Source organism: Streptomyces sp. NPDC033136, assembly GCF_055578235.1.
This window is the reverse complement of record NZ_JBVIPD010000030.1, coordinates 1-26397: the sequence shown is the minus strand read 5'-3', so window position 1 is coordinate 26397 and position 26397 is coordinate 1. Positions and strand designations below refer to the sequence as shown.

The 26397-nt window shown below is 70.1% G+C and carries 27 protein-coding genes, 1 rRNA gene and 3 pseudogenes; 22 read left to right on the top strand and 9 right to left on the bottom strand.

Annotated elements, in window-relative coordinates:
* Positions 1 to 56: 56 nt before the first annotated feature.
* From pstC to pstB, 3 genes are all read left to right on the top strand, one after another.
* Positions 57 to 1055 (top strand): phosphate ABC transporter permease subunit PstC, encoded by a 999-nt coding sequence (gene pstC, locus ACZ5TL_RS35455; protein ID WP_468594897.1) that lies wholly within the window; start codon positions 57 to 59, stop codon positions 1053 to 1055.
* Positions 1052 to 2122 carry a phosphate ABC transporter permease PstA gene (pstA, locus tag ACZ5TL_RS35450; RefSeq protein WP_468594896.1) on the top strand — a complete coding sequence of 357 codons (1071 nt, stop codon included), beginning with the start codon at positions 1052 to 1054 and terminating at the stop codon, positions 2120 to 2122. The genes pstC and pstA overlap by 4 nt, the downstream gene beginning before the upstream one ends.
* A 71-nt stretch (positions 2123 to 2193) precedes the next feature.
* Positions 2194 to 2970: a phosphate ABC transporter ATP-binding protein PstB gene (gene pstB, locus ACZ5TL_RS35445; RefSeq protein WP_468594895.1), complete on the top strand. Its 777-nt coding sequence runs from the start codon at positions 2194 to 2196 to the stop codon at positions 2968 to 2970.
* A 118-nt stretch (positions 2971 to 3088) separates the two neighbouring features.
* Here the strand turns inward: pstB and ACZ5TL_RS35440 are convergent, their stop codons facing one another.
* Both ACZ5TL_RS35440 and ACZ5TL_RS35435 read right to left on the bottom strand, forming a co-directional pair.
* Positions 3089 to 4087: an inorganic phosphate transporter gene (locus ACZ5TL_RS35440; RefSeq protein ID WP_468594894.1), complete on the bottom strand. Its 999-nt coding sequence runs from the start codon at positions 4085 to 4087 to the stop codon at positions 3089 to 3091.
* A gap of 7 nt (positions 4088 to 4094) precedes the next feature.
* A complete protein-coding gene (locus ACZ5TL_RS35435) occupies positions 4095 to 4715 on the bottom strand; it encodes a DUF47 domain-containing protein (RefSeq protein ID WP_468594893.1) in 621 nt (206 codons plus the stop codon).
* A 203-nt stretch (positions 4716 to 4918) separates the two neighbouring features.
* On the opposite strand from ACZ5TL_RS35435, the gene ACZ5TL_RS35430 reads away from it, so the two are divergent.
* Positions 4919 to 5287: a metal-sensitive transcriptional regulator gene (locus tag ACZ5TL_RS35430; protein WP_468594892.1), complete on the top strand. Its 369-nt coding sequence runs from the start codon at positions 4919 to 4921 to the stop codon at positions 5285 to 5287.
* A 19-nt stretch (positions 5288 to 5306) separates the two neighbouring features.
* Here ACZ5TL_RS35430 and ACZ5TL_RS35425 read toward each other — a convergent pair whose 3' ends face one another.
* Complete coding sequence (locus tag ACZ5TL_RS35425) at positions 5307 to 5474, bottom strand: hypothetical protein (protein WP_468594956.1); 168 nt, start codon at positions 5472 to 5474, stop codon at positions 5307 to 5309.
* 91 nt (positions 5475 to 5565) lie between these two features.
* Positions 5566 to 6417 carry an SCO4651 family lipoprotein gene (locus ACZ5TL_RS35420; protein WP_468594891.1) on the bottom strand — a complete coding sequence of 284 codons (852 nt, stop codon included), beginning with the start codon at positions 6415 to 6417 and terminating at the stop codon, positions 5566 to 5568.
* 137 nt (positions 6418 to 6554) lie between these two features.
* Between ACZ5TL_RS35420 and ACZ5TL_RS35415 the strand changes: the two genes are divergently transcribed.
* Together ACZ5TL_RS35415 and ACZ5TL_RS35410 are read left to right on the top strand one after the other, a co-directional pair.
* Positions 6555 to 6725 (top strand): hypothetical protein, encoded by a 171-nt coding sequence (locus ACZ5TL_RS35415; protein WP_468594890.1) that lies wholly within the window; start codon positions 6555 to 6557, stop codon positions 6723 to 6725.
* 82 nt (positions 6726 to 6807) lie between these two features.
* Positions 6808 to 8364, top strand: coding sequence for an FAD-binding oxidoreductase (locus ACZ5TL_RS35410; RefSeq protein ID WP_468594889.1), 1557 nt, complete (start codon positions 6808 to 6810; stop codon positions 8362 to 8364).
* 34 nt (positions 8365 to 8398) lie between these two features.
* On the opposite strand, the gene ACZ5TL_RS35405 is transcribed toward ACZ5TL_RS35410, so the two are convergent.
* From ACZ5TL_RS35405 to ACZ5TL_RS35395, 3 genes are all read right to left on the bottom strand, one after another.
* Positions 8399 to 9100 carry a phosphatase PAP2 family protein gene (locus tag ACZ5TL_RS35405; protein WP_468594888.1) on the bottom strand — a complete coding sequence of 234 codons (702 nt, stop codon included), beginning with the start codon at positions 9098 to 9100 and terminating at the stop codon, positions 8399 to 8401.
* A 249-nt stretch (positions 9101 to 9349) separates the two neighbouring features.
* On the bottom strand, positions 9350 to 10351 hold the full coding sequence (locus ACZ5TL_RS35400) for a bifunctional lytic transglycosylase/C40 family peptidase (protein WP_468594953.1): 1002 nt from the start codon (positions 10349 to 10351) through the stop codon (positions 9350 to 9352).
* A gap of 215 nt (positions 10352 to 10566) precedes the next feature.
* The gene (locus ACZ5TL_RS35395; protein ID WP_468594887.1) at positions 10567 to 11001 is read right to left on the bottom strand and encodes an ATP-binding protein; all 435 of its coding nucleotides are present in this window, start codon (positions 10999 to 11001) and stop codon (positions 10567 to 10569) included.
* Between the two features lie 197 nt (positions 11002 to 11198).
* On the opposite strand from ACZ5TL_RS35395, the gene ACZ5TL_RS35390 reads away from it, so the two are divergent.
* The 13 genes and pseudogenes from ACZ5TL_RS35390 (at position 11199) to ACZ5TL_RS35330 (ending at position 22739) form a co-directional block, all read left to right on the top strand.
* A complete protein-coding gene (locus ACZ5TL_RS35390; RefSeq protein WP_468594886.1) occupies positions 11199 to 12041 on the top strand; it encodes a helix-turn-helix domain-containing protein in 843 nt (280 codons plus the stop codon).
* An 11-nt stretch (positions 12042 to 12052) separates the two neighbouring features.
* A complete protein-coding gene (locus ACZ5TL_RS35385) occupies positions 12053 to 12241 on the top strand; it encodes a DUF397 domain-containing protein (RefSeq protein ID WP_468594885.1) in 189 nt (62 codons plus the stop codon).
* Positions 12234 to 12470 carry a DUF397 domain-containing protein gene (locus tag ACZ5TL_RS35380; protein WP_468594884.1) on the top strand — a complete coding sequence of 79 codons (237 nt, stop codon included), beginning with the start codon at positions 12234 to 12236 and terminating at the stop codon, positions 12468 to 12470. Before ACZ5TL_RS35385 ends, ACZ5TL_RS35380 begins: the two co-directional genes overlap by 8 nt.
* A gap of 56 nt (positions 12471 to 12526) precedes the next feature.
* Positions 12527 to 12652 carry a hypothetical protein gene (locus ACZ5TL_RS35375; RefSeq protein ID WP_468594883.1) on the top strand — a complete coding sequence of 42 codons (126 nt, stop codon included), beginning with the start codon at positions 12527 to 12529 and terminating at the stop codon, positions 12650 to 12652.
* A gap of 99 nt (positions 12653 to 12751) precedes the next feature.
* Positions 12752 to 13156, top strand: coding sequence for a type II toxin-antitoxin system PemK/MazF family toxin (locus ACZ5TL_RS35370; protein WP_468594882.1), 405 nt, complete (start codon positions 12752 to 12754; stop codon positions 13154 to 13156).
* 91 nt (positions 13157 to 13247) lie between these two features.
* Positions 13248 to 14378 (top strand): annotated as a pseudogene (locus tag ACZ5TL_RS35365) (Cmx/CmrA family chloramphenicol efflux MFS transporter).
* Between the two features lie 5 nt (positions 14379 to 14383).
* Positions 14384 to 14788: pseudogene (locus ACZ5TL_RS35360) on the top strand (integrase core domain-containing protein); the annotation flags it as partial.
* A 527-nt stretch (positions 14789 to 15315) separates the two neighbouring features.
* Positions 15316 to 15624, top strand: coding sequence for a hypothetical protein (locus tag ACZ5TL_RS35355; RefSeq protein WP_004000049.1), 309 nt, complete (start codon positions 15316 to 15318; stop codon positions 15622 to 15624).
* Between the two features lie 190 nt (positions 15625 to 15814).
* Positions 15815 to 16648: a DUF8175 domain-containg protein gene (locus ACZ5TL_RS35350; RefSeq protein ID WP_468594881.1), complete on the top strand. Its 834-nt coding sequence runs from the start codon at positions 15815 to 15817 to the stop codon at positions 16646 to 16648.
* Positions 16638 to 17978 (top strand): hypothetical protein, encoded by a 1341-nt coding sequence (locus tag ACZ5TL_RS35345; RefSeq protein WP_468594880.1) that lies wholly within the window; start codon positions 16638 to 16640, stop codon positions 17976 to 17978. The genes ACZ5TL_RS35350 and ACZ5TL_RS35345 overlap by 11 nt, the downstream gene beginning before the upstream one ends.
* Complete coding sequence (locus tag ACZ5TL_RS35340) at positions 17975 to 19531, top strand: SCO6880 family protein (protein ID WP_468594879.1); 1557 nt, start codon at positions 17975 to 17977, stop codon at positions 19529 to 19531. Before ACZ5TL_RS35345 ends, ACZ5TL_RS35340 begins: the two co-directional genes overlap by 4 nt.
* Before the next feature lie 5 nt (positions 19532 to 19536).
* Positions 19537 to 20946 (top strand): ATP-binding protein, encoded by a 1410-nt coding sequence (locus ACZ5TL_RS35335; protein WP_468594878.1) that lies wholly within the window; start codon positions 19537 to 19539, stop codon positions 20944 to 20946.
* A gap of 17 nt (positions 20947 to 20963) precedes the next feature.
* The gene (locus ACZ5TL_RS35330) at positions 20964 to 22739 is read left to right on the top strand and encodes a type IV secretory system conjugative DNA transfer family protein (RefSeq protein ID WP_468594877.1); all 1776 of its coding nucleotides are present in this window, start codon (positions 20964 to 20966) and stop codon (positions 22737 to 22739) included.
* A gap of 20 nt (positions 22740 to 22759) precedes the next feature.
* Here the strand turns inward: ACZ5TL_RS35330 and ACZ5TL_RS35325 are convergent, their stop codons facing one another.
* Entirely contained in the window at positions 22760 to 23302 is a 543-nt protein-coding gene (locus ACZ5TL_RS35325) for a GNAT family N-acetyltransferase (RefSeq protein ID WP_468594876.1), read from the bottom strand.
* A 93-nt stretch (positions 23303 to 23395) separates the two neighbouring features.
* Here ACZ5TL_RS35325 and ACZ5TL_RS35320 point away from each other — a divergent pair.
* The 3 genes and pseudogenes from ACZ5TL_RS35320 to ACZ5TL_RS35310 all read left to right on the top strand — a co-directional run bounded on the left by ACZ5TL_RS35320 (position 23396) and on the right by ACZ5TL_RS35310 (position 26266).
* Positions 23396 to 24333 (top strand): annotated as a pseudogene (locus ACZ5TL_RS35320) (ATP-binding cassette domain-containing protein).
* Positions 24334 to 24356: 23 nt separating this feature from the next.
* Positions 24357 to 25601, top strand: a complete 1245-nt coding sequence (locus tag ACZ5TL_RS35315; protein ID WP_468594875.1) for a sensor histidine kinase — start codon at positions 24357 to 24359, stop codon at positions 25599 to 25601.
* Positions 25598 to 26266 carry a response regulator gene (locus tag ACZ5TL_RS35310; protein ID WP_468594874.1) on the top strand — a complete coding sequence of 223 codons (669 nt, stop codon included), beginning with the start codon at positions 25598 to 25600 and terminating at the stop codon, positions 26264 to 26266. The genes ACZ5TL_RS35315 and ACZ5TL_RS35310 overlap by 4 nt, the downstream gene beginning before the upstream one ends.
* A 49-nt stretch (positions 26267 to 26315) precedes the next feature.
* On the opposite strand, the gene rrf is transcribed toward ACZ5TL_RS35310, so the two are convergent.
* Positions 26316 to 26397, bottom strand: a 5S ribosomal RNA gene (gene rrf, locus ACZ5TL_RS35305); the annotation flags it as partial.

Below are 26397 nucleotides of genomic sequence, written 5' to 3'. Positions count from 1 at the left end.
TGCACCGCCGCCAGGAGCCGTTCGAAACGGGACGGCTCCGCAGACCGGAGAACCTGATGGACATTGCCACCCAGAACCCCAGCGCACCTCCAACGCCCCCCGAGGCCGAGCAGAAACGCGCCGCGCGCGGTGCCACCCGCCCCGGAGACCGGATCTTCGTCGGGCTCTCCCGCGGGTCCGGCATCCTCGTGCTGGTGATCATGGCCGCCATCGCGGCCTTCCTGACCTATCGCGCCGTCCTCGCGATCAGCAAGGACGAGGCCAACTTCTTCACCACCTTCGAGTGGAACCCCAGCGGTGACCCGCCCGTCTTCGGCATCGCGGTCCTCGCCTTCGGCACCGTCGTGTCGTCGGTCATCGCCATGGTGATCGCGGTGCCGATCGCGGTCGGCATCGCCCTGTTCATCACGCACTACGCCCCGCGCAAGCTCGGCGGGCCCATCGCGTACGTGGTCGATCTGCTCGCCGCGGTGCCGTCCATCGTCTACGGCCTGTGGGGCGCCCTCGTCCTCGTGCCGCACCTGGACGGGCTCTACGGCTGGCTCGACGACTACCTCGGCTGGACCGGCATCTTCCAGTGGAACGAGGGCGCCGCCCGCTCCCTGTTCGCCGTCGGCATCCTGCTCGCGATCATGATCCTGCCGATCATCACCAACGTGAGCCGCGAGGTCTTCCGCCAGGCCCCGCAGATGATCGAAGAGGCGGCCCTCGCCCTCGGCGCCACGCGCTGGGAGGTCATCCGCATGGCCGTCCTGCCCTTCGGCCGCTCCGGCGTCATCTCCGCCTCGATGCTCGGCCTCGGCCGCGCGCTCGGCGAGACCATGGCCGTCGCGATGGTGCTCTCGCCGACCTTCGACATCACCACCAGCCTGCTCAACCCGGGCGGTGGCACCTTCGCCCAGAACATCGCCAGCAAGTTCAACGAGGCCACCGAGCTGGGCCGGGACGCGCTGATCGCGTCCGGTCTCGTGCTCTTCGTCATCACACTGCTGGTCAACGGCGCGGCCCGCCTGATCATCGCCCGCCGCAAGGAGTACTCGGGGGCCAACGCATGAGCAACGCACGTCTCGCCGACAAGCCGGCCAAGCACCCGAGCACCCTGCAGGGCGCCAGACTGCCCAAGTGGTTCGCCTGGGCGGTCGCCGCCGGCTCGATCGCGCTCGGCCTCGGCATCAGCACAGCGGCCGGGCTGCACAGCGACATCCAGTGGGCCCTGATCGCCGCGGCCCTCTTCGTCCTCGGGTCGTACGTCATCTCCGCGCGCGTCGAGGGCAAGCGGCAGGCCAAGGACCGGACGGCGACCAGCATGGTGTGGGTCGCGTTCCTCCTCGCCGTCATCCCGCTGATCTCCCTGATCTGGGAGACCGTGAAGCGCGGTGTCAAGGTCCTCGACATGTACTTCCTCACCCACTCGATGGGTGTGATCGCCGACACCGAGCCCGGCGGCGGCATCTACCACGCCATCCTCGGCACGCTGGAGCAAGTGGGCATCGCCACCCTGCTCTCCGTGCCCGTCGGTGTGCTGACCGCGGTCTACCTCGTCGAGTACGGGCGCGGCAGGCTCGCCCAGGCCGTCACCTTCTTCGTCGACGTCATGACGGGAATCCCGTCGATCGTCGCGGGTCTGTTCATCCTCAGCATCGTCCTGATGTTCGACCTGGGCCCTTCCGGCTTCGCCGGCTCGCTGGCCCTGTGCATCCTGATGATCCCGGTGGTCGTCCGCTCCACGGAGGAGATGCTCAAGCTCGTCCCGAACGAGCTGCGCGAGGCGTCGCTGGCGCTGGGCGTGCCGAAGTGGCGCACCATCCTGAAGGTCGTCATTCCGACGTCCTTCGGCGGCATCACCACCGGCGTGATGCTCGCGATCGCGCGCATCACCGGGGAGACCGCTCCCGTGCTGCTGCTGGTCTGGGGTACGAACTTCATCAACGCCAACCCCTTCCAGGACCCGCAGGCCTCGCTGCCGATGTACATCTACCTGCAGTACGCCAACAGCGGTGGCTACGGCGCGGCGTACGACCGGGCCTGGGCGGCGGCCCTGACGCTCATCGCGTTCATCATGGTCCTGAACCTGGCGGCCCGCGCGATCGCCCGCTGGAAGGCCCCGAAGACCGGTCGCTGAAGCGTCAATTTGCGGCTACCGCCGCGCGGGGCCACACAGCGACCCCCAGACTTTTTGGAAGTGAAGTAGTCATGGCCAAGCGAATCGACGTAAGCGGACTGACCGCCTACTACGGCTCCCACAAAGCGATCGAGGACATCTCGATGACCGTCGAGCCGCGCTCGGTGACGGCGTTCATCGGCCCCTCCGGCTGCGGCAAGTCGACGTTCCTGCGCACCCTGAACCGGATGCACGAGGTGACCTCGGGCGGCCGGGTCGAGGGCAAGGTGCTGCTCGACGACGAGGACCTCTACGGCACGGGCATCGACCCGGTGTCGGTCCGCCGCGAGGTCGGCATGGTGTTCCAGCGCCCGAACCCGTTCCCGACGATGTCGATCTTCGACAACGTGGCGGCGGGGCTGCGGCTCAACGGCAACTACAAGAAGAGCGAGCTGTCGGACATCGTCGAGCGGTCGCTCAAGGGCGCGAACCTCTGGAACGAGGTCAAGGACCGCCTGAACAAGCCCGGCTCGGGCCTGTCGGGCGGCCAGCAGCAGCGTCTGTGCATCGCGCGGGCGATCGCGGTGGAGCCGAACGTCCTGCTCATGGACGAGCCCTGCTCGGCGCTCGACCCGATCTCCACCCTCGCCATCGAGGACCTGATCGGCGAGCTGAAGGAGCGCTTCACGATCGTCATCGTGACGCACAACATGCAGCAGGCGGCCCGGGTCTCCGACCGCACGGCCTTCTTCAACCTCGCGGCGGTCGGCCAGCCCGGCAAGCTCGTCGAGATCGACGACACGGAGCGCATCTTCTCCAACCCGGCGGTCCAGGCCACGGAGGACTACATCTCCGGCCGCTTCGGCTGATCCGGACCCCCGCCGACTCCTCGCGGTGCTGCATGGCGGTGCCACCGCGAGGCCGAAAAGGGCCCGCCCCTGAGATCAGGGGCGGGCCCGTTCGCGTACGGGATGGCAGCCGGGTCGGCTACAGGAACGCCAGGTTCACGATCCCGAACGACGCGGCGGCCACCAGCGCGGCAGCCGGCATCGTGATGAACCAGCCGAGAATGATGTTCTTGGCGACGCCCCACCGCACGGCGTTCACGCGCTTCGTCGCGCCGACGCCCATGATCGCCGACGTGATCACATGGGTGGTGGAGATCGGCGCCTTGAACAGGAACGCCGTGGTGAACATGATCGACGCGCCCGTGGTCTCCGCCGCGAAGCCCTGCGGCGGATCCAGCTCGATGATCTTCCGCCCCAGCGTCCGCATGATCCGCCACCCGCCGGCGTACGTCCCCAGCGACAGCATCACCGCACAGGCGACCTTCACCCACACCGGGATCGGGTCGCCGTAGTCCTCGACATCCGCGATGACGAGGGCCATCACCACGATGCCCATCGTCTTCTGCGCGTCCTGCAGACCGTGCCCCAGGGCCATCCCGGCCGCCGAGACGGTCTGCGCGATGCGGAACCCGCGCTTGGCCTTGTGCGGGTTCGCCTTCCTGAATATCCACAGGATCGCGGTCATCACGAGATAGCCGGCCAGCATCCCGACTATCGGGGACACGAACATCGGGATGACGACCTTCTCCAGCACCCCGTGCCAGTAGACGGTCGTCCCCCCGGCCAGCGCCGCCCCGACCATGCCGCCGAACAGCGCGTGCGAGGAGGAGGACGGCAGACCGAAGTACCAGGTGATCAGGTTCCAGACGATCGCCCCCACCAGCGCGGCGAAGAGGATGCCCATCCCCTTCGACCCGACCGGTGTCTGGATCAGCCCCTCGCTGACGGTCTTGGCGACGCCGGACCCCATGAAGGCACCGGCGAGGTTCATCACCGCCGCCATGGCCAGCGCGGCCTTCGGTGTCAGCGCCCGCGTCGAGACGGACGTGGCGATCGCGTTCGCCGAGTCGTGGAAGCCGTTGGTGTACGTGAAGAAGAGCGCGACCCCGATGGTCACGACCAGAGCAAAGGTGTCCATGAAGGGCTCAGGACTCCTTGACGGCGATGGTCTCCACCGTGTTCGCCACGTGCTCGAACGCGTCCGCCGCTTCCTCCAGCACGTCCACGATCTGCTTCAGCTTGAGGACCTCCATGGCGTCGTACTTGCCGTTGAAGAGGTGCGCGAGCAGCTTGCGGTGGATCTGGTCGGCCTGGTTCTCCAGCCGGTTGACCTCGATCCAGTACTCGGTGAGGTTCTCCATCGTGCGCAGGTGCGGCATCGCCTCGGCCGTCAGTTCGGCCGCGCGCGCCAGCACCTCGATCTGCTGGTCGACGCCCTTGGGCAGTTCCTCGATGTTGTAGAGGACGACCAGGTCGACGGCCTCCTCCATGAAGTCCATGATGTCGTCGAGGGACGAGGCGAGGGAGTAGATGTCCTCGCGGTCGAACGGCGTGATGAACGAGGAGTTGAGCTGGTGGAAGATCGCGTGCGTGGCGTCGTCACCCGCGTGTTCCGCTGCCCGCATACGCTCTGCGATCTCGGCCCGGCCGGCGGTGTCCGCCCCGAGCAGTTCCATCAGGAGCTTCGAGCCCGTGACGATGTTGTCCGCGGAGGCGGCGAACATGTCGTAGAAGCTCGTCTCCCTGGGGGTCAGACGAAAGCGCACGTGGGGTCCTCGGGGTGCTTCGGTTTCGGTCAGGCTGATGCTAGGCGCAACATCTGGCCACGGCTATCGGGCCGCCCACCAGTGTCGCCCATGATGAACAGTGGTCAGCACGGGGGCGGTCCGAGGGCCGTATACCCCGCAAAGTTCGGTACCATATACCCACTAGGGGTATATGTCGGCCCACTGCCCTCCAGGAGGACGCGATGACGGACGTGACCGACACGACGGATGTCGCACATGTCACCCCCGGCACCGCGGGTGCGGACGTGGCGACCGACCACGACCACGGCGTGCACGGGTACCACAAGCAGAAGGACGAACACCTCAAACGCCTGCGCCGCATCGAGGGCCAGATCCGCGGCCTGCAGCGCATGGTCGACGAGGACGTCTACTGCATCGACATACTCACGCAGGTCTCCGCCTCCACCAAGGCCCTGCAGTCCTTCGCCCTGCAACTGCTGGAGGAGCACCTGCGGCACTGCGTCGCCGACGCCGCCCTCAAGGGCGGTGACGAGATCGACGCGAAGGTGAAGGAGGCGACCCAGGCGATCGCCCGCATGCTGCGGACGTGAGCCGGGGCCCGGTGCCCGGTCAGCGCCCGGAGGCGTCCCGTTCCTCGGCCACCTTCAGCACCTCGTCGATGCTCTCCAGGCTGAGCCGCTCCTGGGCCGCCGAGGCCGCGATGATCAGCTCTCCGCACAGCTCGATCTCGGCGAGGGCCACGTGGTCCTGAACCGCCGTACCGCCGACCGGAGCCACGTGCGTCACCTCGTCTCTGCCGTCACCGGATTCCTAGAGTAGGGAGCGGCCTACACACCGCGCATGGCACGGACGGGCTAGTTCACGCCGGTCACTCCTCGGCGATCTTGCCCGCGTAGATGTCGTCGGCGTCCGGCAGCCGCACGCGCACCGAGGCCCCGAAATCGTAGAGCAGCGTGGTCGAGGCGACGGCTACGGGGTTCTTCTGCTGCCCGTTCAGGAAGCTGAAGCGGTGCCGGACCTTGCGGATGCGCCCCTCGTCGTCGAGGTAGGCGTCGAACGGCACCTCGGCCGTGGCGAACCCCTTCGCCGCCGCGCGCAGGGATCCCCTGTTGCCCTCCGACGCCCGCCCGGCCGCGGCACCGAGATCCGCCGTCCCCCGGTAGTGCCGCACCCCGGTCCCCGCGACCTCGGTCCGGCCCACATAGGTCGCCGTGCGCGTCCCGAGCAGCACCTCCGCCGCCGCGAACGGATCGGTGGCCCCGCCGGTGACGAGGTTCCCGTCGGACAGGGTCCGCGTGTCCACCCGCACCCACTTGTCCGGGGGCACCCCGGCGCCCCGGTTCTTCATGAACAGCGCGCCCGGCGCGAGCAGTTCGCTGATGGGCCGACGCTCGGCGGCCCCCGCGGGGTCCTGCGGCAGCAGCACCTTCAGCCGCCCCATCCGCTTCCGGTAGTCGTACACCCCCGCACCCCGGATGGTCACCCGGGTCCCGCCGGCGGCCATCTCCATCGACGTACGGGCCTTGGAACTCCCCGCGTCCACCAGCCGGTCGGCGGCCCGGTGCAGCACGACGACCGGATCCCCGCCGCCGGAGTCCCCGGCGGCGGCGTCACCGCCGGCACACCCTCCGGCCCCCAGTCCCACTCCGGCCATGACCCCGGCCGCGACGAACACCGCACCCGTCCGCCCGCGCCGCCGTTCCCGCTGCCGCCCAGTCATCGCCTGCCTACCCCCAGCCGGTACGTCCGTCACGGGCCCCCTGTCGTTCCGGTTAACGACGGGTAGGTGCCCTCGTCACGCCACCGACGGCGCACCGGCCTGCGAACACCTCCCCTGCCCTGGGTACCGTTGTCGCCGTGGCGCAGCAGGACGGGCTGGAACCTCCCCTCAACCTCCCGGAACACCGCACGACGACACTGGAGAAGGGCCGCTTCTGCATGGCGCGGTGCACCTGCGGCTGGCAGGGCCCGGCGAGAAGAGCGAGAAGCCAGGCGCGCACGGACGCGGAGAACCACACGACGGGCTGAGGCTCGCCGCCTCGGCCGCGCCCACCATGGAACCCCCGTCCCCACCACCCCGTCTCCCCCGACGGAACCACCGGGAGGCCCCATGGAACGCCGCACGATCCTCACCGCGGGCGCGGCGGCCCTCGCCGCGGCCGCGTCCACCCTCACTACCGGATGCACGCGGTCCGACACCGGCTCCGGGGCCACCGCCACCACCGCCACCACCGCCCGCACCACCACCACGAGAACCACCGCCGCCGACTGGTCCGCCCTGGCCCGCGACCTCGACGGCCCCCTGGTCCGCCCCGGCGACACCCACTGGCCGGCGGCCCGGCAGCTCTACAACACCCGCTTCGACACCCTCGAGCCCGCCGCGGTGGCGTACGTGTCCCACCCGGACGACATCCGCACGGCCCTGGCCTACGCCCGCGCCCACACCGTCCAGGTGGCGATCCGCAACGGCGGCCACTCCTACGCCGGCTGGTCCTCCGGCACCGGCCGTCTGGTCATCGACGTCTCGGAACTCGCCCGCGTCCGGGCCTCCGGCACCACCGCCGTGATCGGCGCGGGCGCCAAACTCATCGACGTCTACCGCGCCCTCGCCGCGAAGGGCGTCACGATCCCCGGCGGCTCCTGCCCCACCGTCGGCATCTCCGGTCTCACCCTCGGCGGCGGACACGGCATGGTCTCCCGCGCCTACGGCCTGACCTGCGACAGCCTCACCCGGGCCACCCTGATCACCGCCGACGGCAAGCAGCTCACCGCCGACGCCCGTGAGAACATGGACCTCTTCTGGGCCCTGCGCGGCGGCGGGAACGGCAACTTCGGCGTCGTGACGGAACTGCACTTCACGACCCACCCGGCCCCGCAGGGCGTCTCGGCGTATCTGTCGTGGCCCTGGTCGAAGGCGGCGGCGGTGGTGAGGGCCTGGCAGGAGTGGGGCCCGTCCCAGCCCGACGAGATCTGGTCGTCCCTGCACCTGGCGAACGCCGCGGGCGGCACCCCGACCGTCTCGGTCGCCGCCTTCTCCCTCGGCACCCACGGCGAGCTGGAGAACGCCGTCGACCGCCTCGCCGACCGCGTCGGCGTCCCGGCCCGCGGCGTCTCCCTGAAGCGCCGCTCGTACGAGGAGTCGATGGAGGTGTACGCGGGCTGCTCCTCGTTCCCGACGGACGCACAGTGCCACCTGCCCGGCTCGACCCCGGGCCGTTCCCCGGAGGGCGCGCTCGGCCGGGAGACGTACGCGGCGGCGTCGGACTTCTTCGACCGTTCCCTCTCCACGGCCGGCATCCGCACCCTGCTGTCCCAGATCGGTTCGGTCCGCGGCGGCACGGGCAGCATCGCGCTCACGGCCCTGGGCGGAGCGGTCAACCGGGTCGCCCCCACGTCGACGGCCTTCGTCCACCGCCGTTCCCGCGTGCTGGCCCAGTACATCGGCGCCTGGCGCGCGGGCACGAGCGGTTCCACGGCCCGCGACTGGCTCGCCTCCGCCCACCGGGCCATGCGGCCCCACGCCTCGGGCGCGGCGTACCAGAACTACACGGACCCGACCCTGACGAACTGGCGCACGGCGTACTACGGGGACGCGGCGGCCCGCCTGACGAAGCTGAAGAAGCAGTACGACCCCGACCGCTTCTTCACGTACCCCCAGGCCCTGTAGAGCCGGCTCCTCCGGCGGGGGCTCGTGCCGCTCCCTACGCGGCGAGGTCCCGCTGGGACGCCCGCTCGGTGCGGGAATCGGGAATCACGGTGCCGTCCTCCTCGCGCGCCGGCCCTCCGGCCCGCACGAGCCACCCCACCCGGGGCGACCGCTCCATCGCCCTCACCACCGGCGTCAGCAGGGCCATGGCGAGCGGCGAGAGCAGCAGCGCCACAGCCGTCCCCAGCGCGAACCCGCCGATCACGTCCGTCGGATAGTGCACGCCCATGTAGACGCGGATGAATCCGCCGAACAGCGCCAGCACCAGGCCGACCAGCCCGAACTTCCGGTTGGCGACGAACAGCCCGACCGCGAGCGCCATGACGAGCGTCGCGTGGTCGCTGACGAACGAGTAGTCGGTCTTGCCCTGGACGAGCACCTCGAGCCCCTGGTGATCGAGGAACGGGCGGGGCCGCTCCACGAATCCCCGTATCGGCACGTTCACCAGCACGGCGATGCCCGCCGCCAGCGGTGCCCAGGCCAGCGCCGCGACGGTGGACGCCGCGTCCTCGTCCCCGCGCCGCCGCACGGACCACCAGCAGCCCACCACGAGCAGGACGATGGCGAGCAGCAGCCCGTACTCACCGACGTACTCCATGACCCGGTCGAACCAGGCCGGCGCGTCCTTGGCCAGGCCATTGATGTCGTACAGCAGGTCGACGTCGGGGTCCGCCCCGGAATCGGCGAGTCCAGCCATGGTGCTTCGGCCCCTTCGTCGGCTCTCCCGGCGCACCCGTGCGTGCGCCGCTCCTACCACCACCCCCGTGGTGTGCAGATCCGCTTCCGCTGCACGTGTGCGTGACACATGCCTTCTGACGTCTGCTCGACTACGTCACAAGGAACGCATGGTCCCTGTCGATACGTTCCACACTCCACCAAATGATCACGCAGACGTTATCGAAGAGAGATACGTCTTCGCAGCTCAGGGGGTGGGTTCACGCTCGGTTCACACCGTCGTGGGCAGTGCTTTCGCGCCATCTTCGGTGACCCGGGTGGCTCCGAAGTAGTCGGGGGTGTCGATCGGGTCGAACCGGATGACCGCGCCCGTCCGCGGCGCGTCGATCATGTACCCGCCTCCGACATAAATGCCGACATGCCGGATGGCCCGGGAATTGGTGAGGTCGTCCGAGAAGAACACGAGGTCGCCGGGGAGCAGTTCGTCCCGCTCGGGGTGCGGCCCGGCGTTGTACTGGTCGTTGGCGACGCGCGGGAGCTTGATGCCCACGGTCTCGTAGGCGGCCTGGGTCAGTCCCGAGCAGTCGAAGCGTCCGCCCTGCTCAGCGGTGCCGGTGCCGCCCCACAGGTAGGGCGTGCCGAGCTTCGTCTGCGCGTACTCGATGGCGCCGGCGGCCTGCTCGGAGGGGTCGACGCGCCCGACGGGCGCCGCGAAGCTCTCCGAGAGCGCCGTGATCCTCTTCACGTAGTTCTGGGTCTCGCTGTACGGCGGCACGCCTCCGTACTTGATCACCGCGTACGCCCCCGCGTTGTACGCGGCCAGCATGTTCGCGGTCGGATTCCCGCCAACCTTCTTCACGTACGAGGCGAGTTCGCAGTCGTAGGAGGCGGCCGAGGGAATCGCGTCCTTCGGGTCCCACACGTCACGGTCGCCGTCACCGTCGCCGTCGACGCCGTGGGCGGCCCAGGTGCCGGGGATGAACTGCGCTATGCCCTGCGCGGCGGCGTGGCTCTGCGCCTTCGGGTTGAAGCCGCTCTCCTGGTAGAGCTGGGCGGCGAGCAGGGCCGGGCTGATGGCGGGGCAGAGGTTGCCCCACTTCTGCACGAGGGGCGCGTACTCGGCGGGCACCGACCCCTTGGCCAGCGCTTTCACCCCACCGCCCACCCCGTTGACCAGGTTCCCGGCGACGACGTAGACCCCGACGACGAGCAGCATCACGAAGGCCAGGGCGGAGCTGATCGCAACGCCCGCCACGATCCACGCCTTACGCACCGTCAACCGCCCCTCGTCGCCCAGGAGTCCGTTGGTCAGTGTAGAGGCGGCCACCGCACTCGGGAATGATCACGGAGAGGAGAGTCGGGGGCGGAAGGAGGAACAGGCCAGGGCACGGGCGGCACGACGGGGGCACGCCCGGAGCGGACGGCGCACAGGGGCGCCACGGATCGCCCGCCGCGTTCCCCTCCCGATCCGCTGCTGAGTCTTCGACGTCACCGGCACTCGGCCCACAGCAGCTTTCCGCCCGCCGACTCACCCAGCTCGCACAGCACGGACGCGCCCCACGCGTCCGCGCAGGCCCGTACGAGGTGCAGACCGCGGCCGGTCTCGGCGGTGTCGGGCGGCGGCGACACGGCCACGGGGCCGCCACCGGCGGAGAAGCCGGGCGGAACCCGAGGGTCGCTGTCCCACACGCCCACCCGGAGCCGGCCGGGTTCCGCCGAGCGGATGCGGAGGGAGTAAGGGCCGACGGTGTGCCGGTGGGCGTTGGCGAGGAGTTCGGCGGCCAGCAGTTCCGCGGTGGGCGTGAGCTCACCGAGCCCACGGGCGGCGAGCACCGTACGCAGGGTCGCCCGGGCGATCCCCGGAGAGCGTGGATCGTGCGGGAGGTGGAGGGTGTAGGCCCAGGGCGGGGATACGGTGGGCATCGGAAGTCTCCGTTTAGCTTGGTGAGTTGGCGAACGTGCGTACGGTTGCCCAGTGGCCACGCCGCTCCGTCGAGCGGGGCACTTCCGGGCGGTGGGCCCAGTTGTAAGGTAGCGGCACCCAGTGAAGGTATTTACCGAATCCGAAGCATTCCCTTTACTGCCACCCATGTGAGTGACGTCAAGGAGGCGGCAAGCCCGTGAGGAACCCGACGGGTCGCCAACTGCGCTTCGGCGCGGAGCTGCGGAAACTGCGCGAGCGGGCGGGTTTGAGCTCGACCGACGCTGGTCAACTCCTGGGAATCAAGCAAGCGCAGGTCAGCAACATGGAGGCCGGGCGCGTGGGGGTGAGCGCCGAGCGGGTGCGCGCCATCGCCTGCCACTACAAGTGCGCGGACAGGAGCCTGATCGAGGCACTCGCGGACATGACCTCCGACCGCAAGCGCGGCTGGTGGGAGGAGTACCGGGATCTCCTGCCCCCGGCCTTGCTCGACCTGGCCGAGCTCGAACACCACGCCGTCAGCCTGCGTGCGGCCGTCACCGTTCACATTCCAGGCCTGTTGCAGACCGTCGACCACGCCCGTGAGCTGTTCCGCCAGCTCGTGCCCGAGCTCTCCCCACCGGACGTCGAGCACCGCGTGTCGTTCCGCATCAAACGCCAGACCGTTCTCTTCCGGGACCCTCCGACCCCGTACACGGCAGTCATTCACGAGGCGGCCCTGCGCATGCGGTTCGGCGGCCCGACCGTGGCCAAGGCGCAGCTCCAGCACGTACTGGACACGAGCGAACGAGAACACGTCACCCTGAAGGTGCTCCCGTTCAGCGTCGGCTCCTTCCCCGGCTCAGGCCAGTCGATCTTCTACTCGAGGGGGCCGGTCCCTCACCTCGACACGGTCCACCTGGACCAGTCCCACGGACCGACGTTCCTCGACGCCGAGGCCCAACTACAGATGTACCGGACGCTCCTCGACCGACTGGAAGCCCGCGCTCTCCCGCCCGCCAAGTCGCGCGACGTCATCCACAACATCGTCCAGGACCTGTGAGGAAGAACGAGATGCCCGAACTCAGCTGGCAGAAGTCGTCCTACTGCGGAGCAGGGGACTCCTGCGTGCACGTGGCCGCGAGCCCCCAGGCCATCCACATAACCGAAAGCAGCGACCCCACAGGCGCGATACTCACCGCCACCCCGGCCTCCCTCGGCGCCCTCCTCGCCGCCCTCAAGAACGAGCCCCGCCATGGCTGAGCTCCCCCCGAACCTCACCTGGACCCGCGCCGCCCCACCGGACGCAACCGGCCCAGGCCCCTGGATCGAGATCGCCTTCGGCGAGGGAGACGACGGTGACACCCCCGTCTACCTCCGCGAGACCAGGGCCCCGGCCACCGTGGTGACCACCACCCGCCACAAGTGGGACGCCTTCGCACGCGGAGTGCGGGCGGGCGAGTTCGACCACTTCGTGGAGGAGGCTCAGTAGCCGAAGCCCTGCCTCAGCTCTACGACTGCGCGGGCGCGGCGGAGCAGCCGGAGCCGGTGCCTTCGGCGCTGCTGGTCATCCAGACGCTCTCGGTGCAGCCGCGGGTGGTGGAGGAGGCGACCCACGGCTACCGCTGGCCGGGTTCGACCAACCTCCCCCGCAACTGGTGTCCTCGTGCGTAGTTTGTCTTCACACACCGATGATCAACGGTGGCCGCGCCCGTCTCCACAGCGCGTCAGGGTCGCGCAGCGTCTGCCTGCCGTCCTGTATTTGGAGGACTTGTGCAACGTGGCGAAGTCTGGTGGGTTCAGTTCGACGAGCGGAGGTTGGTCGTACTGCTGTCGGGAGAGGACACGTCCGGGATCCGGGTGATGCAGGTCGTTGCTCCGGCGGGCGTCGACATCAGCGGTCTGGGCATCGAAGTAATGGTGGGCGCCGGTGAAGGACTGCCGTTCGAAGGCGTGCTGCGGCTCGCGTTCCCGCGTCCAGGCTTCACCCCGTGCACGTGGCTGACCACTGTGTCCCGGGCCGACCTGATAGAGCGGGAGGCCGTCCTGTCCTCCCTGAAGCTCAGCGAGATTGACGACGCCCTCCGGCTCGCTGAACAAGCGCACGAGCGTACCCCGGCAACGACCGCGAAGCTCAGCGAGATACGGGACGCCCTCCGTCTCGGTGAACTCGGGTAGACGAAGAAGGAGCCGACGCCCGTGACGGCGTGGGCGATCTCGGGCGAGATGATCCACGCTGGCCTCGGCGCCCCTCACCATCGAGCTTGCCATGGCGGTCTTCGCCATGGGCACCTCGGAGTTCATGCTCGCCGGCCTCCTGCCGTACATCGCCTCAGATCTCGACGTCACAGTCGGGACAGCAGGCACGCTCACCTCGGCCTTCGCGGTCGGCTGGTCGTCGGCGCTCCCCTTGTGGCCGCGCTTGCCCGCAACTGGCCCAGGCGCTCCAGCCTTCTCGGGTTCATCCTCACTTTCGCGGCGGCTCACGCCGTGGGCACCATCACCACCAGCTTCCCGGTCCTGTTCGCTGCCCGGGTCGTCGCCGCGCTCGCGAACGCAGGGTTCCTCGCCGTCGCTCTGACGGCTGCCGCCACGCTGGTTTCACCCGACAAGAAGGGACGTGCGCTTGCCGTGCTGCTGTCAGGCACGACGGTGGCCACGATCGCCGGTGTCCCTGGTGGGTCGGTACTCGGCGCGGTGCTCGGCTGGCGGGCCACATTCTGGGCCGTTGCCGCTCTCTGCCTGCCTGCAGCTCTCGGCATCCTGAAGGCAATCCCCGGCAGGATGTGTGAAGCAAGAGGCGACTGGCGGGCCAGCCCTGCAAGCGGAACTCGCCCAGCTCACAAAGCCGCCATTGATTCTGGTGATGCTGCTCGGCGCGATGGTGAACGCAGCCACGTTCGGCAGCTTCACCTTCCTCGCCCCCATCGTCACCGACACCGCTGGACTGGGCGAGTTGTGGATCTCTGTAGTTCTTGTGCTCTTCGGCGCCGGTTCCTTCGCCGGGGTCACCGTCGCCGGCCGGCTGTCCGACCAGCGCCCCGGTCTGGTCATCGCAGTCGGCGGCCCGTTGCTGCTCATCGGCTGGTCGGCCCTGGCGGTGCTGGCCAACGAGCCGGTCGCCCTGTTCGCCCTCGTGTTCGTGCAGGGCGCCCTGTCGTTCGCGCTGGGCAGCACCCTGATCACACGGGTTCTTTATGAGGCCGCGGAAGCCCCCACCATGGCCGGGTCGTATGCGACCGCGGCACTCAACGTCGGCGCCGCCGTCGGCCCCCTCATTGCCGCAACCACTCTCAGCACTGCGGTCGGGAACCTCGGGCCGCTGTGGGCAAGCGGGCTCCTGGTTGCGATCACCCTGCTTATCGCGGTCCCCTTCCGCACTGTGGTCGCGGCCACCTAGACGACTACACCGAACACCTCCCCGACGAGAAGGCCGCCACCACCGTGGCTTTCTGCAGCCGCGCCCGCGCGTTCTTCGCCGCCCACGGCATCCACAGGATCGTGCGCGTGGTCACCCACAACGACACCAACTACCGAGCCGCAGTCCTCGCGCGCTCCGTGACCTCGCGGGCTTCCCGCCATCAGCGGACCAAGCCCTACACGACCCGTCACAACGGCGAGGTCGAGCGCTACCAGCGCATCCTCGCCGAAGAGCTGCTCTACGCCCGCCGGTGGATCCCCGAGGAAGAGCGAGCCCGGGCGATCACGGTCTGGAACGTCCATTACAACTACCACCGGCCTCACACCACCGCCGATAGTCGCCCTCCAGCCTCACGCCTCCGAACGAGCGTCACCGACGTCATGGCCAGCAACAGCAGGGCACCGGGCACCCCGCAGGGACTCAACGCCTTCACCGGCCGCCCCTCCTACTCGTGACGGACCGTCACCGAGAGGACACCACCCGGGGCCACGAGGTCCCAAGAGCGACAGGGGACGTACGGGCCCCGGCAACCCAGCCCCGCCCCCTTCGCCGTGCCCGGTAGCCTTCACCCCGGGAACATCGGCGCGACGCTCACCCGACCAGCCGTCAGAAACCGCTCGGATTGGTGAGAAAGGTCGCAGGAGGGCACAACGACGGAACCGCATCCCAGGTTTCGCTCAGGCCTCATTGCCCGGCGTGACCTGCCGTGATACACAGAGTGACCATACGATCCTTCGTGCACCGTTCGTCGCCCTCCATAGGGTCTGGCGCCGAACGGTGGCAAGGTATTCGTACGAAACCCGCCAATCAATGACGCCAAGTCGACATACGACAGCGTCATCGTCGGCGACAATGAGGCCTGACCTCTGCACGTCCGCAGAGGGTGCGGAACTACCCAACAGGGGCGGTGACTTACATGCTCTTTGCGGCCGACAAGGGAGACATCAACACCATCATCGGCGGGATCGCTCCGGACTGGGGCCCCTTCGGCAGCCTGGGCAACGAGGCGAAGGTGATGATCGAGGTCGTGATGGCGGTGGCCATCCTGATCTGCCTCGGCATCGCCATCTGGGGCGCTGCCAAGCAGCGCATCGGTGCCACCGCCCTGCGGGACACCTTCAGCGCGGAGCAGGGCAAGGGCCTCATCATCGCCGGCCTGACGGGCGTCTTCATCATCGGCTCACTCGGGACGCTGTTCACCATCGTGTACGGCATGGCCGTGTAGGCCGGGCACCGTCCGTCCCGGCCGGGTACCGTCCGGCTCCCCCTCCATCCCACCCGCCCGTCGTGCCCACCGGCTGAGGTTGCGTTTCCCTGATGTCGAGTCACCACACCGCGCCCGCGCGGGAACCAGCACCGCTACCGTCGTACGAGCAGTACGTGTTTCCGCACGACGTCGAGGGGGCGTACGCGGCATGAGTCTCGGTGACGAGCGTGAGGCCTCCGGCGGCTACGGCGGCACGGGCCAGACCCGTACCCGCCTGCCCGACACGGACTCCGACCCCTACGGTGCCCCCCGCCGCGGCCGATCGTCGTCCCGCAGCCTGGTCACGGTGGTGGGCGTGGTCGTCCTCCTGATCGCGGCCATCGCCTTCGCGAACCGCGGGGGAGGGGAGTCGGACTCCTCCACGGGCGGCTCCGCCGCCAAGCCGGAATCGGCGGCGACGGCTCCTTCCGGCCAACGCCCCGTCAAGTCCAAGTCGGCCGCCGGTATCCCGACGGGCTTCGCCCAGGACCAGGAGGGTGCGGAGAGCGCGGCGGCGAACTACGCCGTGGTGCTGGTCTCGGCCGACATCCTCAAGCCCGCGCGCCGGCCCGAGATCGTCCGTCAGGTGTTCGACGCCGGCAGAGCCTCCGAGCTGGAGAGCAGCCTCGACCGGGTCTACGACAAGAGGTTCCTGGAAAAGGTCGGCCTGGACGAGAACGGTGACGCGCCGAAGGGCAGCACGTACGTCTCCCGCACCATGCCGGTCGGCACCAAGGTCACCGACTACGGGGGCGGCTCCGCCACCGTCGAGGTCTGGTGCACCGGCGTCTACGGGATGACGGGGGAGCGCTCGGAGAACCCGGTCACCAGCGACTGGTTCACCATGACCCTCCAGCTGCGCTGGACCGACGGCGACTGGAAGGTCGACAGCTTCTCCCAGAAGGAGGGCCCCGCGCCGGTCAACGGCGACAACAGGGTGTCGACGTCGGACGACATCTCGAAGGCCGTCGAGGAGTTCGGAGGGTTCACGTATGCCCGGTAGCCCGCGCCGCGGAGTGAAGGTCGCAGCAACCCTCACCGCCGTACAGACCGCCGTGGTCCTGTTCGCCACCCGGGCGGTCGCGGCCCCCACGCCGTCGCCCAGCCCCAGCCCCAGCAACGACAACTGCTCCCTGCTCTCCGGCCGGGTCCTGGAGATCTGCCAAGGCGACACCGACACCGGCAGCCGCTCCGGCGGCGGCACCTCCCGTCTCGACCCCACCTCCAGCCTCGACCCCCTCGCCTCCCTGGCGAAGGGCTGCGCCGACGCCGCCTCCTGGACCGTCGACAAGCTCAGCGACGCCGTGAAGGAGACCGCGAACGTCGACTTCACGAACCCCAAGTTCCTCCAGCAGTACGCGGTCGTCTTCGCCGCGTCGACGATCCTCACGCTCCTGCTCTGGCTCCTGGCCGTGGCCAAGCGGGCGGTGCGCGGCGTCCCCCTCACCACCGCCCTCTCCGAAGCCATCGGCTTCCTCTGGCTGACGGTGCTGGCCTCCGCCTTCACCCCCCTGATCCTCTACACCGTCGTCTCCGCGACCGACGGCATCACCGAGGTCCTCGCGAAAGCCACCGGCGACCAGACCGACGCCTTCTTCGGCACGTTCTCCGAGGCCCTCAAGAAGGGCGAGGACATCGGCGGCGGCCCGATCATGCTGATCGTCGTCTCCCTGGTCAGCATCCTCGCCGCCGGCGTCCTGTGGCTGGAACTCGTCATCCGCGCGGCCCTGCTCTACGTCGGCGCCCTGCTCGGCACCGTCGTCTACGCCGGCCTCGTCGACAAGAACCTGTGGGGCCACGTCCGCCGCTGGGCCGGCATCATGATCGCGGTCATCCTCATCAAGCCGGTCATCGTCATCGTCCTCGGCCTCGCCGGCGCGCTCTCCACCGGCGACGGACCGGACGCCTTCTCCGCCGTCGTCTCCGGCCTCGCCATCATCCTGCTCGCCATCTTCGCCAGCGCGATGATCTACCGCTTCGTCCCCGGCTTCGGCGACGAGATCGCCGGTTCCCGCAACAACCGCATCATGCAGGGCGCCGAGGGCAAGGCCGCGGCCGTCATCAGCTCCCCGGCGTCCCTGGTCGCGCAGGGCATCAAGACCCACAGCTCCCGCGCCGACAACAACGGCGGAGGCGGCCAGTCCTCCGCCCCCCGCCCCAGCAACCCCGCATCCGGCGGAGTCGCCGCGCACAGCGCGCGCACCTCGAACGGCGGCGGCGGATCTGTCCCCTCCGCCGCACCCGCACCCCGTTCGGGCAGCCCCGTCAACACGCCCCATGCCAGCAACACCCGCAACAGCAGCACCAACCGCACGGGAGGTGAAGGGCGTTGACGACCGATTCCCACGTGTCCCATCCGGTCACGCCCCGCCGTACGTATCTGATCGGCCGCGCCCGGCCGAACGCGATCATCGGCCGCAACCGCGAGACCGGCGAGATCGCCCTGATCGTCGTGGGCGCGTTCCTCGGCATGATGTGCGGCCTCCTCATCCCCGTGCTGTCCCTGCGCATCGTGCTGCTCGCCGGGTTCCCGATGCTGGCGCTGGCCGCGGTGTACGTGCCGTACAAGCACCGCACGTTCTACAAGTGGTTCGAGATCAACCGCAGCTACAAGCGGACCCTCAAGCAGGGCACCACCTACCGCTCCACCGCCGTCGAGGCCGGCATCCGGCTGGACGGCCGTGAGGTCGAGGTCGGCCCGCCCCCGGGCATCGGCCGCATCACCTGGCTGGCCGCCCCCTTCGGGCCCGACGAGATCGCCGTCCTGCTGCACGCCGACCGCAAGACCGTCACCGCCGCCATCGAGATCGAGGGCCCGGGCGTCGGCCTGCGCGACAGCGAGGACCAGGAGGCCCTGGTCGACCGCTTCGGCACGCTGCTCAAGCACGTGGCCAACGGCGACGGCTTCGTCACCCGCCTGCAGATGCTGGCCCGCACCCTCCCCGCCGACCCGGACGCCCACGCCAAGGACGTCGCCGTCCGCGGCGACGACAAGGCACCGCCGTGGCTCCAGCAGTCGTACGACCAGCTCCAGTCGATGGTGTCGACCAGCAGCGAGCAGCACCGCGCCTACCTCGTCGCCTGCATGCACTACACCCGCGACCTCGCCGCCGAGGCCAACGCCATGGCCCGGGCCGCCCGCGCCCACGGCGGCAAGGTCGACCGGGACGCCGGACTCGCCGTCGTCATGGCCCGCGAGCTGACCGACATCTGCTCGCGCCTGCAGGAGGCCGACATCCGCGTCCGGCAGCCGCTCGGCCAGGGCAGACTGTCCTCGCTGATCCACTCCATGTACGACCCGGACCACCCCATCGACCACATCCAGGCGATGACGAAGCGCAATGCCTGGCCGGCCGAGCTGGACGCCATGGAGCCCACCTACCTCCAGGCCAAGACCCGTGAGTCCTCCACCCGCGCCCCCTGGTGCCACGCCACCGCCTGGGTGAAGGAGTGGCCGATGACCCCCGTCGGCGTCAACTTCCTCGCCCCGCTGCTCGTCCACACCCCGGACGTCATCCGCACCGTCGCCGTCACGATGGACCTCGAACCCACCGAGGTCGCCATCGAGCGCATGCTGACGGAGAAGACCAACGACGAGGCCGAGGCCTCCCGCGCAGCCAAGATGAACCGCACCCTCGACCCGCGCGACGTGGCAGCGAACTCCCGGCTCGACCAGCGCGGCGAGGACCTCGCCAGCGGCGCGGCCGGCGTCAACCTCGTCGGCTACATCACCGTCTCCTCCCGCTCCCCCGACGCCCTCGCCCGCGACAAGCGGACGATAAGGGCCTCGGCAGGAAAGTCGTACCTGAAGCTGGAGTGGTGCGACCGCGAGCACCACCGCGCCTTCGTAAACACCCTTCCCTTCGCCACCGGCATTCGGAGGTAGGACCTATGCGGGACCCGCTGTCCGTCCTCACCGACGCCTTCACCTCCTTCCTCTTCGGGAAGGTCGAGACGACCCGGCTCCCGGTGCGCACGTCCACGGGCCAGGCCCAGGCGGTCTACCTCCCGACCGCCGCCCCGGGCCTCGGCGACTCCGGCGTCATCATCGGCCGCGAGGTGTACTCCGGAAAGGGCTACATCTACGACCCCTTCCAGCTCTACGGCCAGCAGCTCCCCGCCCCCCACTGGCTGGTGCTCGGCGAGTCCGGCAACGGCAAGTCGGCGCTGGAGAAGACGTACGTCCTGCGCCAGCTCCGCTTCCGCGACCGCCAGGTCGTCGTCCTGGACGCCCAGGGCGAGGACGGGGTGGGCGAATGGAACCTCGTCGCCCAGGAGCTGGGCATAACTCCCATCCGCCTGGACCCGAGGGCCGCCCTGGACCACGGCATCCGCCTCAACCCGCTCGACCCCGCGATCACGACCACGGGCCAGCTCGCGCTGCTCCGCACGATCATCGAGGTCGCGATGGGACACGGCCTGGACGAGCGCGCCGGCTTCGCGCTCAAGGTCGCGCACGCCTACGTCACCGAGACGATCGTCGACCGCCAGCCGGTCCTCACCGACATCGTCGAGCAGCTACGGCACCCCGAGCCCGAGTCGGCCGAGGCGATGAACGTCGCCATAGACGACGTACGCGCCTGGGGCCTCGACGTCGCCCTGGTCCTGGACCGCCTGGTCGACGGCGACCTGCGCGGCATGTTCGACGGCCCGACCACGGTCGGCATCGACCTCGACGCGCCGCTCATCGTCTTCGACCTGTCCCACATCGACCGCAACTCCATCGCCATGCCCATCCTCATGGCGATCGTCGGCGTCTGGCTGGAGCACACCTGGATCCGCCCCGACCGGAAGAAGCGCATCTTCCTGGTCGAGGAGGCCTGGCACATCATCAACAGCCCCTTCGTGGCGCAGCTGTTCCAGCGCCTGCTGAAGTTCGGCCGGCGGCTCGGTCTGTCGTTCGTGGCGGTGGTCCACCACCTGTCGGACGTGGTGGACGGCGCGGCGGCGAAGGAGGCGGCGGCGATCCTGAAGATGGCCTCGACGAGAACGATCTACGCCCAGAAGGCGGACGAGGCGAGGGCGACGGGCCGCGTCCTGGGCCTGCCACGCTGGGCCGTGGAGATCATCCCGACCCTCACCCCCGGCATCGCCGTCTGGGACGTCAACGGCAACGTCCAGGTCGTCAAACACCTGGTCACGGAGACAGAACGCCCGCTGGTCTTCACCGACCGCGCGATGACCGAGTCCTCCGCCGACCTCGCGGAAGACGCCCTGCGCGCCGCCGAACTCGAGGCGGAGGAACGGGCCGCGGCCTTCGTGGAGCACCACCTGGGCGACTCCGAATCGACGGTGGCGTAGAGGGAGGGGGAGGACGCGTGAGACCGGACGACCGCCGCATCCAGCGCGACACCCACGGAGGCATCCCCGACGGCCTGCTGGTCGGCATACTCGCCTTCCTCCTCGGCATGACCCTGCTGGTGTGGACGGCCACCGGCCTCGCGGCCTGGCTCGCCCACGGCTCCTGGCCGCCCGGCGTCACCTTCACCCGCACGCCCCTCGCCATGCGCGGCCTCATCGCCCAGCCCCACGACATCCCCGGCGCCTGGCCCGGCACACCCCCCGGCGAACTCTCCGGCTACGGCCTGTTCTGGGGCCTGTTCATCGGCCAGCTGATGGCCCTGTTCGTCCTGACGATGTTCGTGCTCGGCACGGTGGCCCGCTGGAGGGCCGGCCGGGCGAGACGCCGGGCGGAGAAGCCGGCGACGGCCGGGAAGGGGGCAGAGGCCCCGTACGAGACCGGCGCTCCCACGCCCCACGAGGCCCCGGCCCCACCGCAGTACGGGGCCCCCGGCCCGGCGCAGTACGGGACACCGGGCCCGGCGCAGCACACGACACCGGAGCCGGTGCAGCACGACGTACCGGCATCGGCACAGCACCAGTCCCCCGCAGCCACGCCCCAGGACGCACCCACGCCGACGCACTATGCGACACCGGCCTCGGCGCAGCACGACGTATCAACACCGGCGCAGCACCCCACCCCCACGCCGGCGCAGCACACCCACACCGCCACCCCCACCCCCGCCGCGGCGCAGCACGACGTCCCCATTACCCGCCGCGCGGCCCCCGAGCCCCCGCACCCGGCGGAACCGCCCGCCCCCCTGGCCCCCACCCCTGCGGCCGCGCCCGGAGCCCCCGCTTCCCTGTTCGGCCCGGGACGGGTGAGCGGGTGGGAAAAGGTTCTCGTAGCCCCCAGGGAGTCCCGCCAGACCACCGCCACCCAGGCGGTACGCGGCGCGGAGGGCCCAGCCCTGGTCGTCACCTCCAACGCCACCCTGTGGCAGGAGACGAAGGACGCCAGAGCCAAACTGGGCCCCGCCCATCTCTACGACCCGGCCCACCTCTGCGACACCCCGTCCCGCCTCCACTGGTCCCCCACCACCGGCTGCGAGGACAGGGAAACAGCGACCAGGAGAGCCACCGCCCTCCTCACCCCCGTCCGCCCCACCGCCAAACTCGACCAAGCGGTCAGCGACACGGCCACCACCCTCCTGCGGAGCTACCTGCACGCCGCCGCCATCGACGGCCGCACCATCCGCCACCTCCACCGCTGGTCCCAAGGCAACCAGATCCAGGACGCCGTACGCATCCTCCGCACCAACCCCAAGGCCGCCCCCGGCTCCGCGGGCGAACTCGAGGGCGCCCTCACGGCCCACCCCGAGCGCCGCGACATGGCCCAGCAGTTGAACACCCGCGCCCTCGCGGCCCTCTCCACGGTCAACATCCGGGAGGCGTGCACTCCCAACCGAACTGATGCCGTCGCCTTGGATTCCTTCGTCCACGAAGGGGGAACGCTTTATGTGGTGGGTGAATCCATCGAGGACCCCAGGACCAACCCGGGCGCGATGCCCTTCCTGACGGCCCTCGTCTCCAGCGTGGTCGAGCGCGGCCGGCACATGGCCGAACGGTCATCCTCCGGTCGCCTCGACCCACCACTCACGCTCGTCCTGGACGACGTCGCGGCCGTGGCCCCGCTTTCCCAGCTCCCGGAGCTGCTGGCCACCGGAGCGGACCGGGGCATGCCGACCCTGGCCCTGCTCCGGTCCCGCGAACAGGGCCGCGCCCGCTGGCCACACGACGAACTGCCGGTCTGAGGCACCGCCCTGAACCGGGCTCACTCCCGCTCGAGGACGAACTCCAGCTCCCGCTCCCCCGCGTCCCCGAGCGGCACGGTCAGCCCACTCGGCTCGAATCCGGCCCGGCGGTAGAACCGCTGCGCCCGCCCGTTCTCCTCGTGCACGATGAGCCGCACCCGCTCCAGCCCCCGCCCCCACGCCCACTCCAGGGCCGCGTCGAACAGCACCTCGGTCAGCCCGCTCCCGCGCTCCTCGGGCCGTACGAACACAGCGACCACGTGCCCCTGCTTCCGCTCGACCGGAAACCCGGCCCAGTCGGTCGTCCCGGGCTCCTCCACGAGCACGGTCAGCGTCCCCACCCACCGCCCGTCCGGCGCCTCGGCGATGATCTGCTGAGCCTTGTCCGCCCCTTCGGCGGCCCCCGCCGTCCGCTCCTGCCAGAAGGAGTCCGGCCTGGCCGCGGCCTCCTCGTACGTCTCCAGGAAGGCGAGGTGCGCCACCGGGTCCCGCAGCGCCGCGAGCCGCAGCTCCTTCGCCGCGGCCCACTCATCAGCACGGACGGACCGGATCACATAGCTCATGCGGGCCACGGTAGTACCCGGGTACGACACCCCTCACCCGATTACCACCGCCGGTCCGACGTCTGCCGCCCCCGCGCGCCCGAGCATCGAAGCATGCTGACAGCACACGAACTCACCAAACGTTACGGCGACCGTACGGTCGTCACGGACCTGTCCTTCACCGTCCGCCCCGGCACCGTCACCGGCTTCCTCGGCCCGAACGGCGCCGGCAAGTCAACGACGATGCGCATGCTCCTCGGCCTCGACGCCCCCACCCGCGGCCACGCCACCGTGGCCGGAAGCTCCTACGCGACCCACCCCGCGCCCCTCACAGAGTCGGCGCCCTGCTGGAGGCCCGCTCGGTCCACCCCGGCCGCACCGCCTACCACCACCTGCGCGCCCTCGCTGGCCTCGGCGCGGCCTACGACGGCTCCGGCGAAGGCGGGATGGACACGGTGGTCTTCGTCCTCCTGGGCACCCAGTTCGCCCAGATCAACCTGGGCGTCCTGGGCATCCTGGCCACCGCCGGCGAGTACTCCACGGGCCAGATCCGGGCCACGATGACAGCCGTCCCGCGCCGCCTGCCCGTGCTCTGGTCGAAGGCCGCCGTCCTGGCCGCGGTCGCCCTCCCCCTCACCCTGGCGACGAACCTCCTGACCTTCCCTCTGGCCCAGTCCTTCCTCACCGGAACCGACCAGGAGGCCGCCCTCGGCGACCCGGGCGTCCTGCGCGCCCTCGCGGGCAACGCGGCCGGACTCACCCTCCTCGCCGTCCTCGCCCTCGGCATCGGCGCCCTGGTCCGCTCGGTCCCGATGGCCATCGGCGCCTTCATCGGCCTCATCATGATCGTCCCGGAGATCCTGGCCATGCTCCCGTACGCGCCGGCCGACGACGCCGTCCGCTACTTCCCGGGCAAGGCCCTGGAGGCCCTCACCACAGCCCAGCTCATGCCCGGGGCTGCTTCCCCGGGCGCCGCCCTCCTGGCCATGCTCCTGTGGACGACTGCCGTCCTCGCGGTCGCGGCCTCGGTCCTGCGCCGCCGAGACGTGTGACGCCCGGCATCGCAGCCCTCACGATGGACCCCGTGACGGACGACAGAACACCGGAGCCTCTCACCGAATACGCCCACCGCCTCACCGGCCGGGTGCGCGCCCTCGACCGACGCCACCCGCTGCTGTGGGACCTGCACTTCACCGGCTTCTGGGTGACGGCCGCCCTGATCGACTACGCCGGCGGCGGCTGGCGCCACAACGCCCACAGCCTCGACGTCCCCGGCTGGCTCCTCCTCACCTTGAGCCTGGGCCTCTCAGTCCCCCTCCTCTGGCGCCGCACCCACCCAGGGGCGGTCCTCGCCGCCATGGTCCCCTTCGCCCTCGTCAACGCCTGGACCGGCGCCGCCCTGCAGGCCGCCCTGCTCCAACTGGTCCTGATCTACCACCTCGCGCTGCGCCGGGCCCTGCGCACCCTGTGGTGGGCCACAGCCCTGGTGATCGCCCCGGTCCTGGTGTCGGCCGTCCGCCACGGGGAGGGCAGCTGGGACCAGCAGATCGGCTCCCATCTGATGTCCATCACGGTCGCCGCCCTCATCGGCGTCACCGTCCGCACCCGACGCGACCACACCGAGGCTCTGGAGGACCGCGCCCGCCGCCTGGAGACCGAACGCGACCAGCAGGCCCAGCTCGCCACCGCCGCCGAACGCGCCCGCATCGCCCGCGAGATGCACGACATCATCGGCCACAACCTCTCCGTCATCACCGGCCTCGCGGACGGCGGCCGATACGCGGCCGCCAAGTCCCCCGAGCGCGCGGCCCAGGCCCTCGACGCCATCGCCACCACCAGCCGCCAGGCCCTCACCGAACTCCGCCGCCTCCTCGACGTCCTCCGCGAGGAAGAGAGACAGCAAGCCGACCTGACCCCCCAGCCCGGCCTCACCGACCTGGACCAGCTCCTCGACGGCGTGCGCTCCGCCGGCCTCCCGGTCAGCACCACCACTCACGGCAGCCACACACTTCCCCCCGGCCGACAGCTCACCGTCTATCGCGTCATCCAGGAAGCCCTCACCAACACCCTCAAACACGGCGGCCCCGACGCCACCGCGGAGATAGACCTGTCCTACGAGGACAAGGCCGCAGTCACGGTCACGATCACGGACACAGGTCACGGCAGCCTCCCTCCCGGACCCTCCCCTGATGGTCGTGGACTACCAGGAATGCGCGAGCGAACCGCCCTGTACGGCGGCACACTTGAGGCCGGACCCCGCCCGCACCCCGAGCAGGGCTGGCGCGTCCGCCTACACCTCCCGGAGGAAACCCCGCAGTGACCACGGTCCTCATCGCCGACGACCAGCCCCTCCAGCGCTTCGGCTCCCGCATGCTCCTGGAGAGCCAGGACGACATGACAGTCGTGGGCGAGGCGGCGAACGGTGGAGAAGCGGTCCGCATGGCGGCCGAGCTCCACCCCGACGTCGTCCTCATGGACATCCGCATGCCCGGCCTGGACGGCATCGAGGCGACCCGCCGCATCACCGCCGCCGGCGACCGCACCCGCATCCTGATCGTCACGACCTTCGACCTGGACGAGTACGCCTACGCCGGACTCCGCGCCGGAGCCTCCGGCTTCCTCGTCAAGGACGCCCAGCCCGAGGAACTCCTGGCCGGCATCCGCGCGGTCGCCACGGGCGACGCGGTCGTGGCCCCCAGCCTCACCCGCCGCCTCCTCGACGCCTACGTCCACCACCTGCCCACCGACTCCACCGCGCAGACGCCGCAGCAGGACTCGCGCCTCGCTTCCCTGACCGACCGGGAACGCGAAATCCTCACGGTCATCGGCCAGGGCTGGACGAACACGGAGATAGCCACCCGCCTCCACCTGGCCGAGTCGACGGTGAAAACCCACGTGGGCCGCATCCTCGCCAAAACCGGCTCCCGCGACCGCATTCAGGCGGTCATCCTGGCGTACGACACCAAGCTGGTCCAGCCGTCGTAAAACGCAGAAAACCCCCGCATCCGAAGATGCGGGGGTTTTCCCAAAAATTGTTCGGCGGCGTCCTACTCTCCCACAGGGTCCCCCCTGCAGTACCATCGGCGCTGTAAGGCTTAGCTTCCGGGTTCGGAATG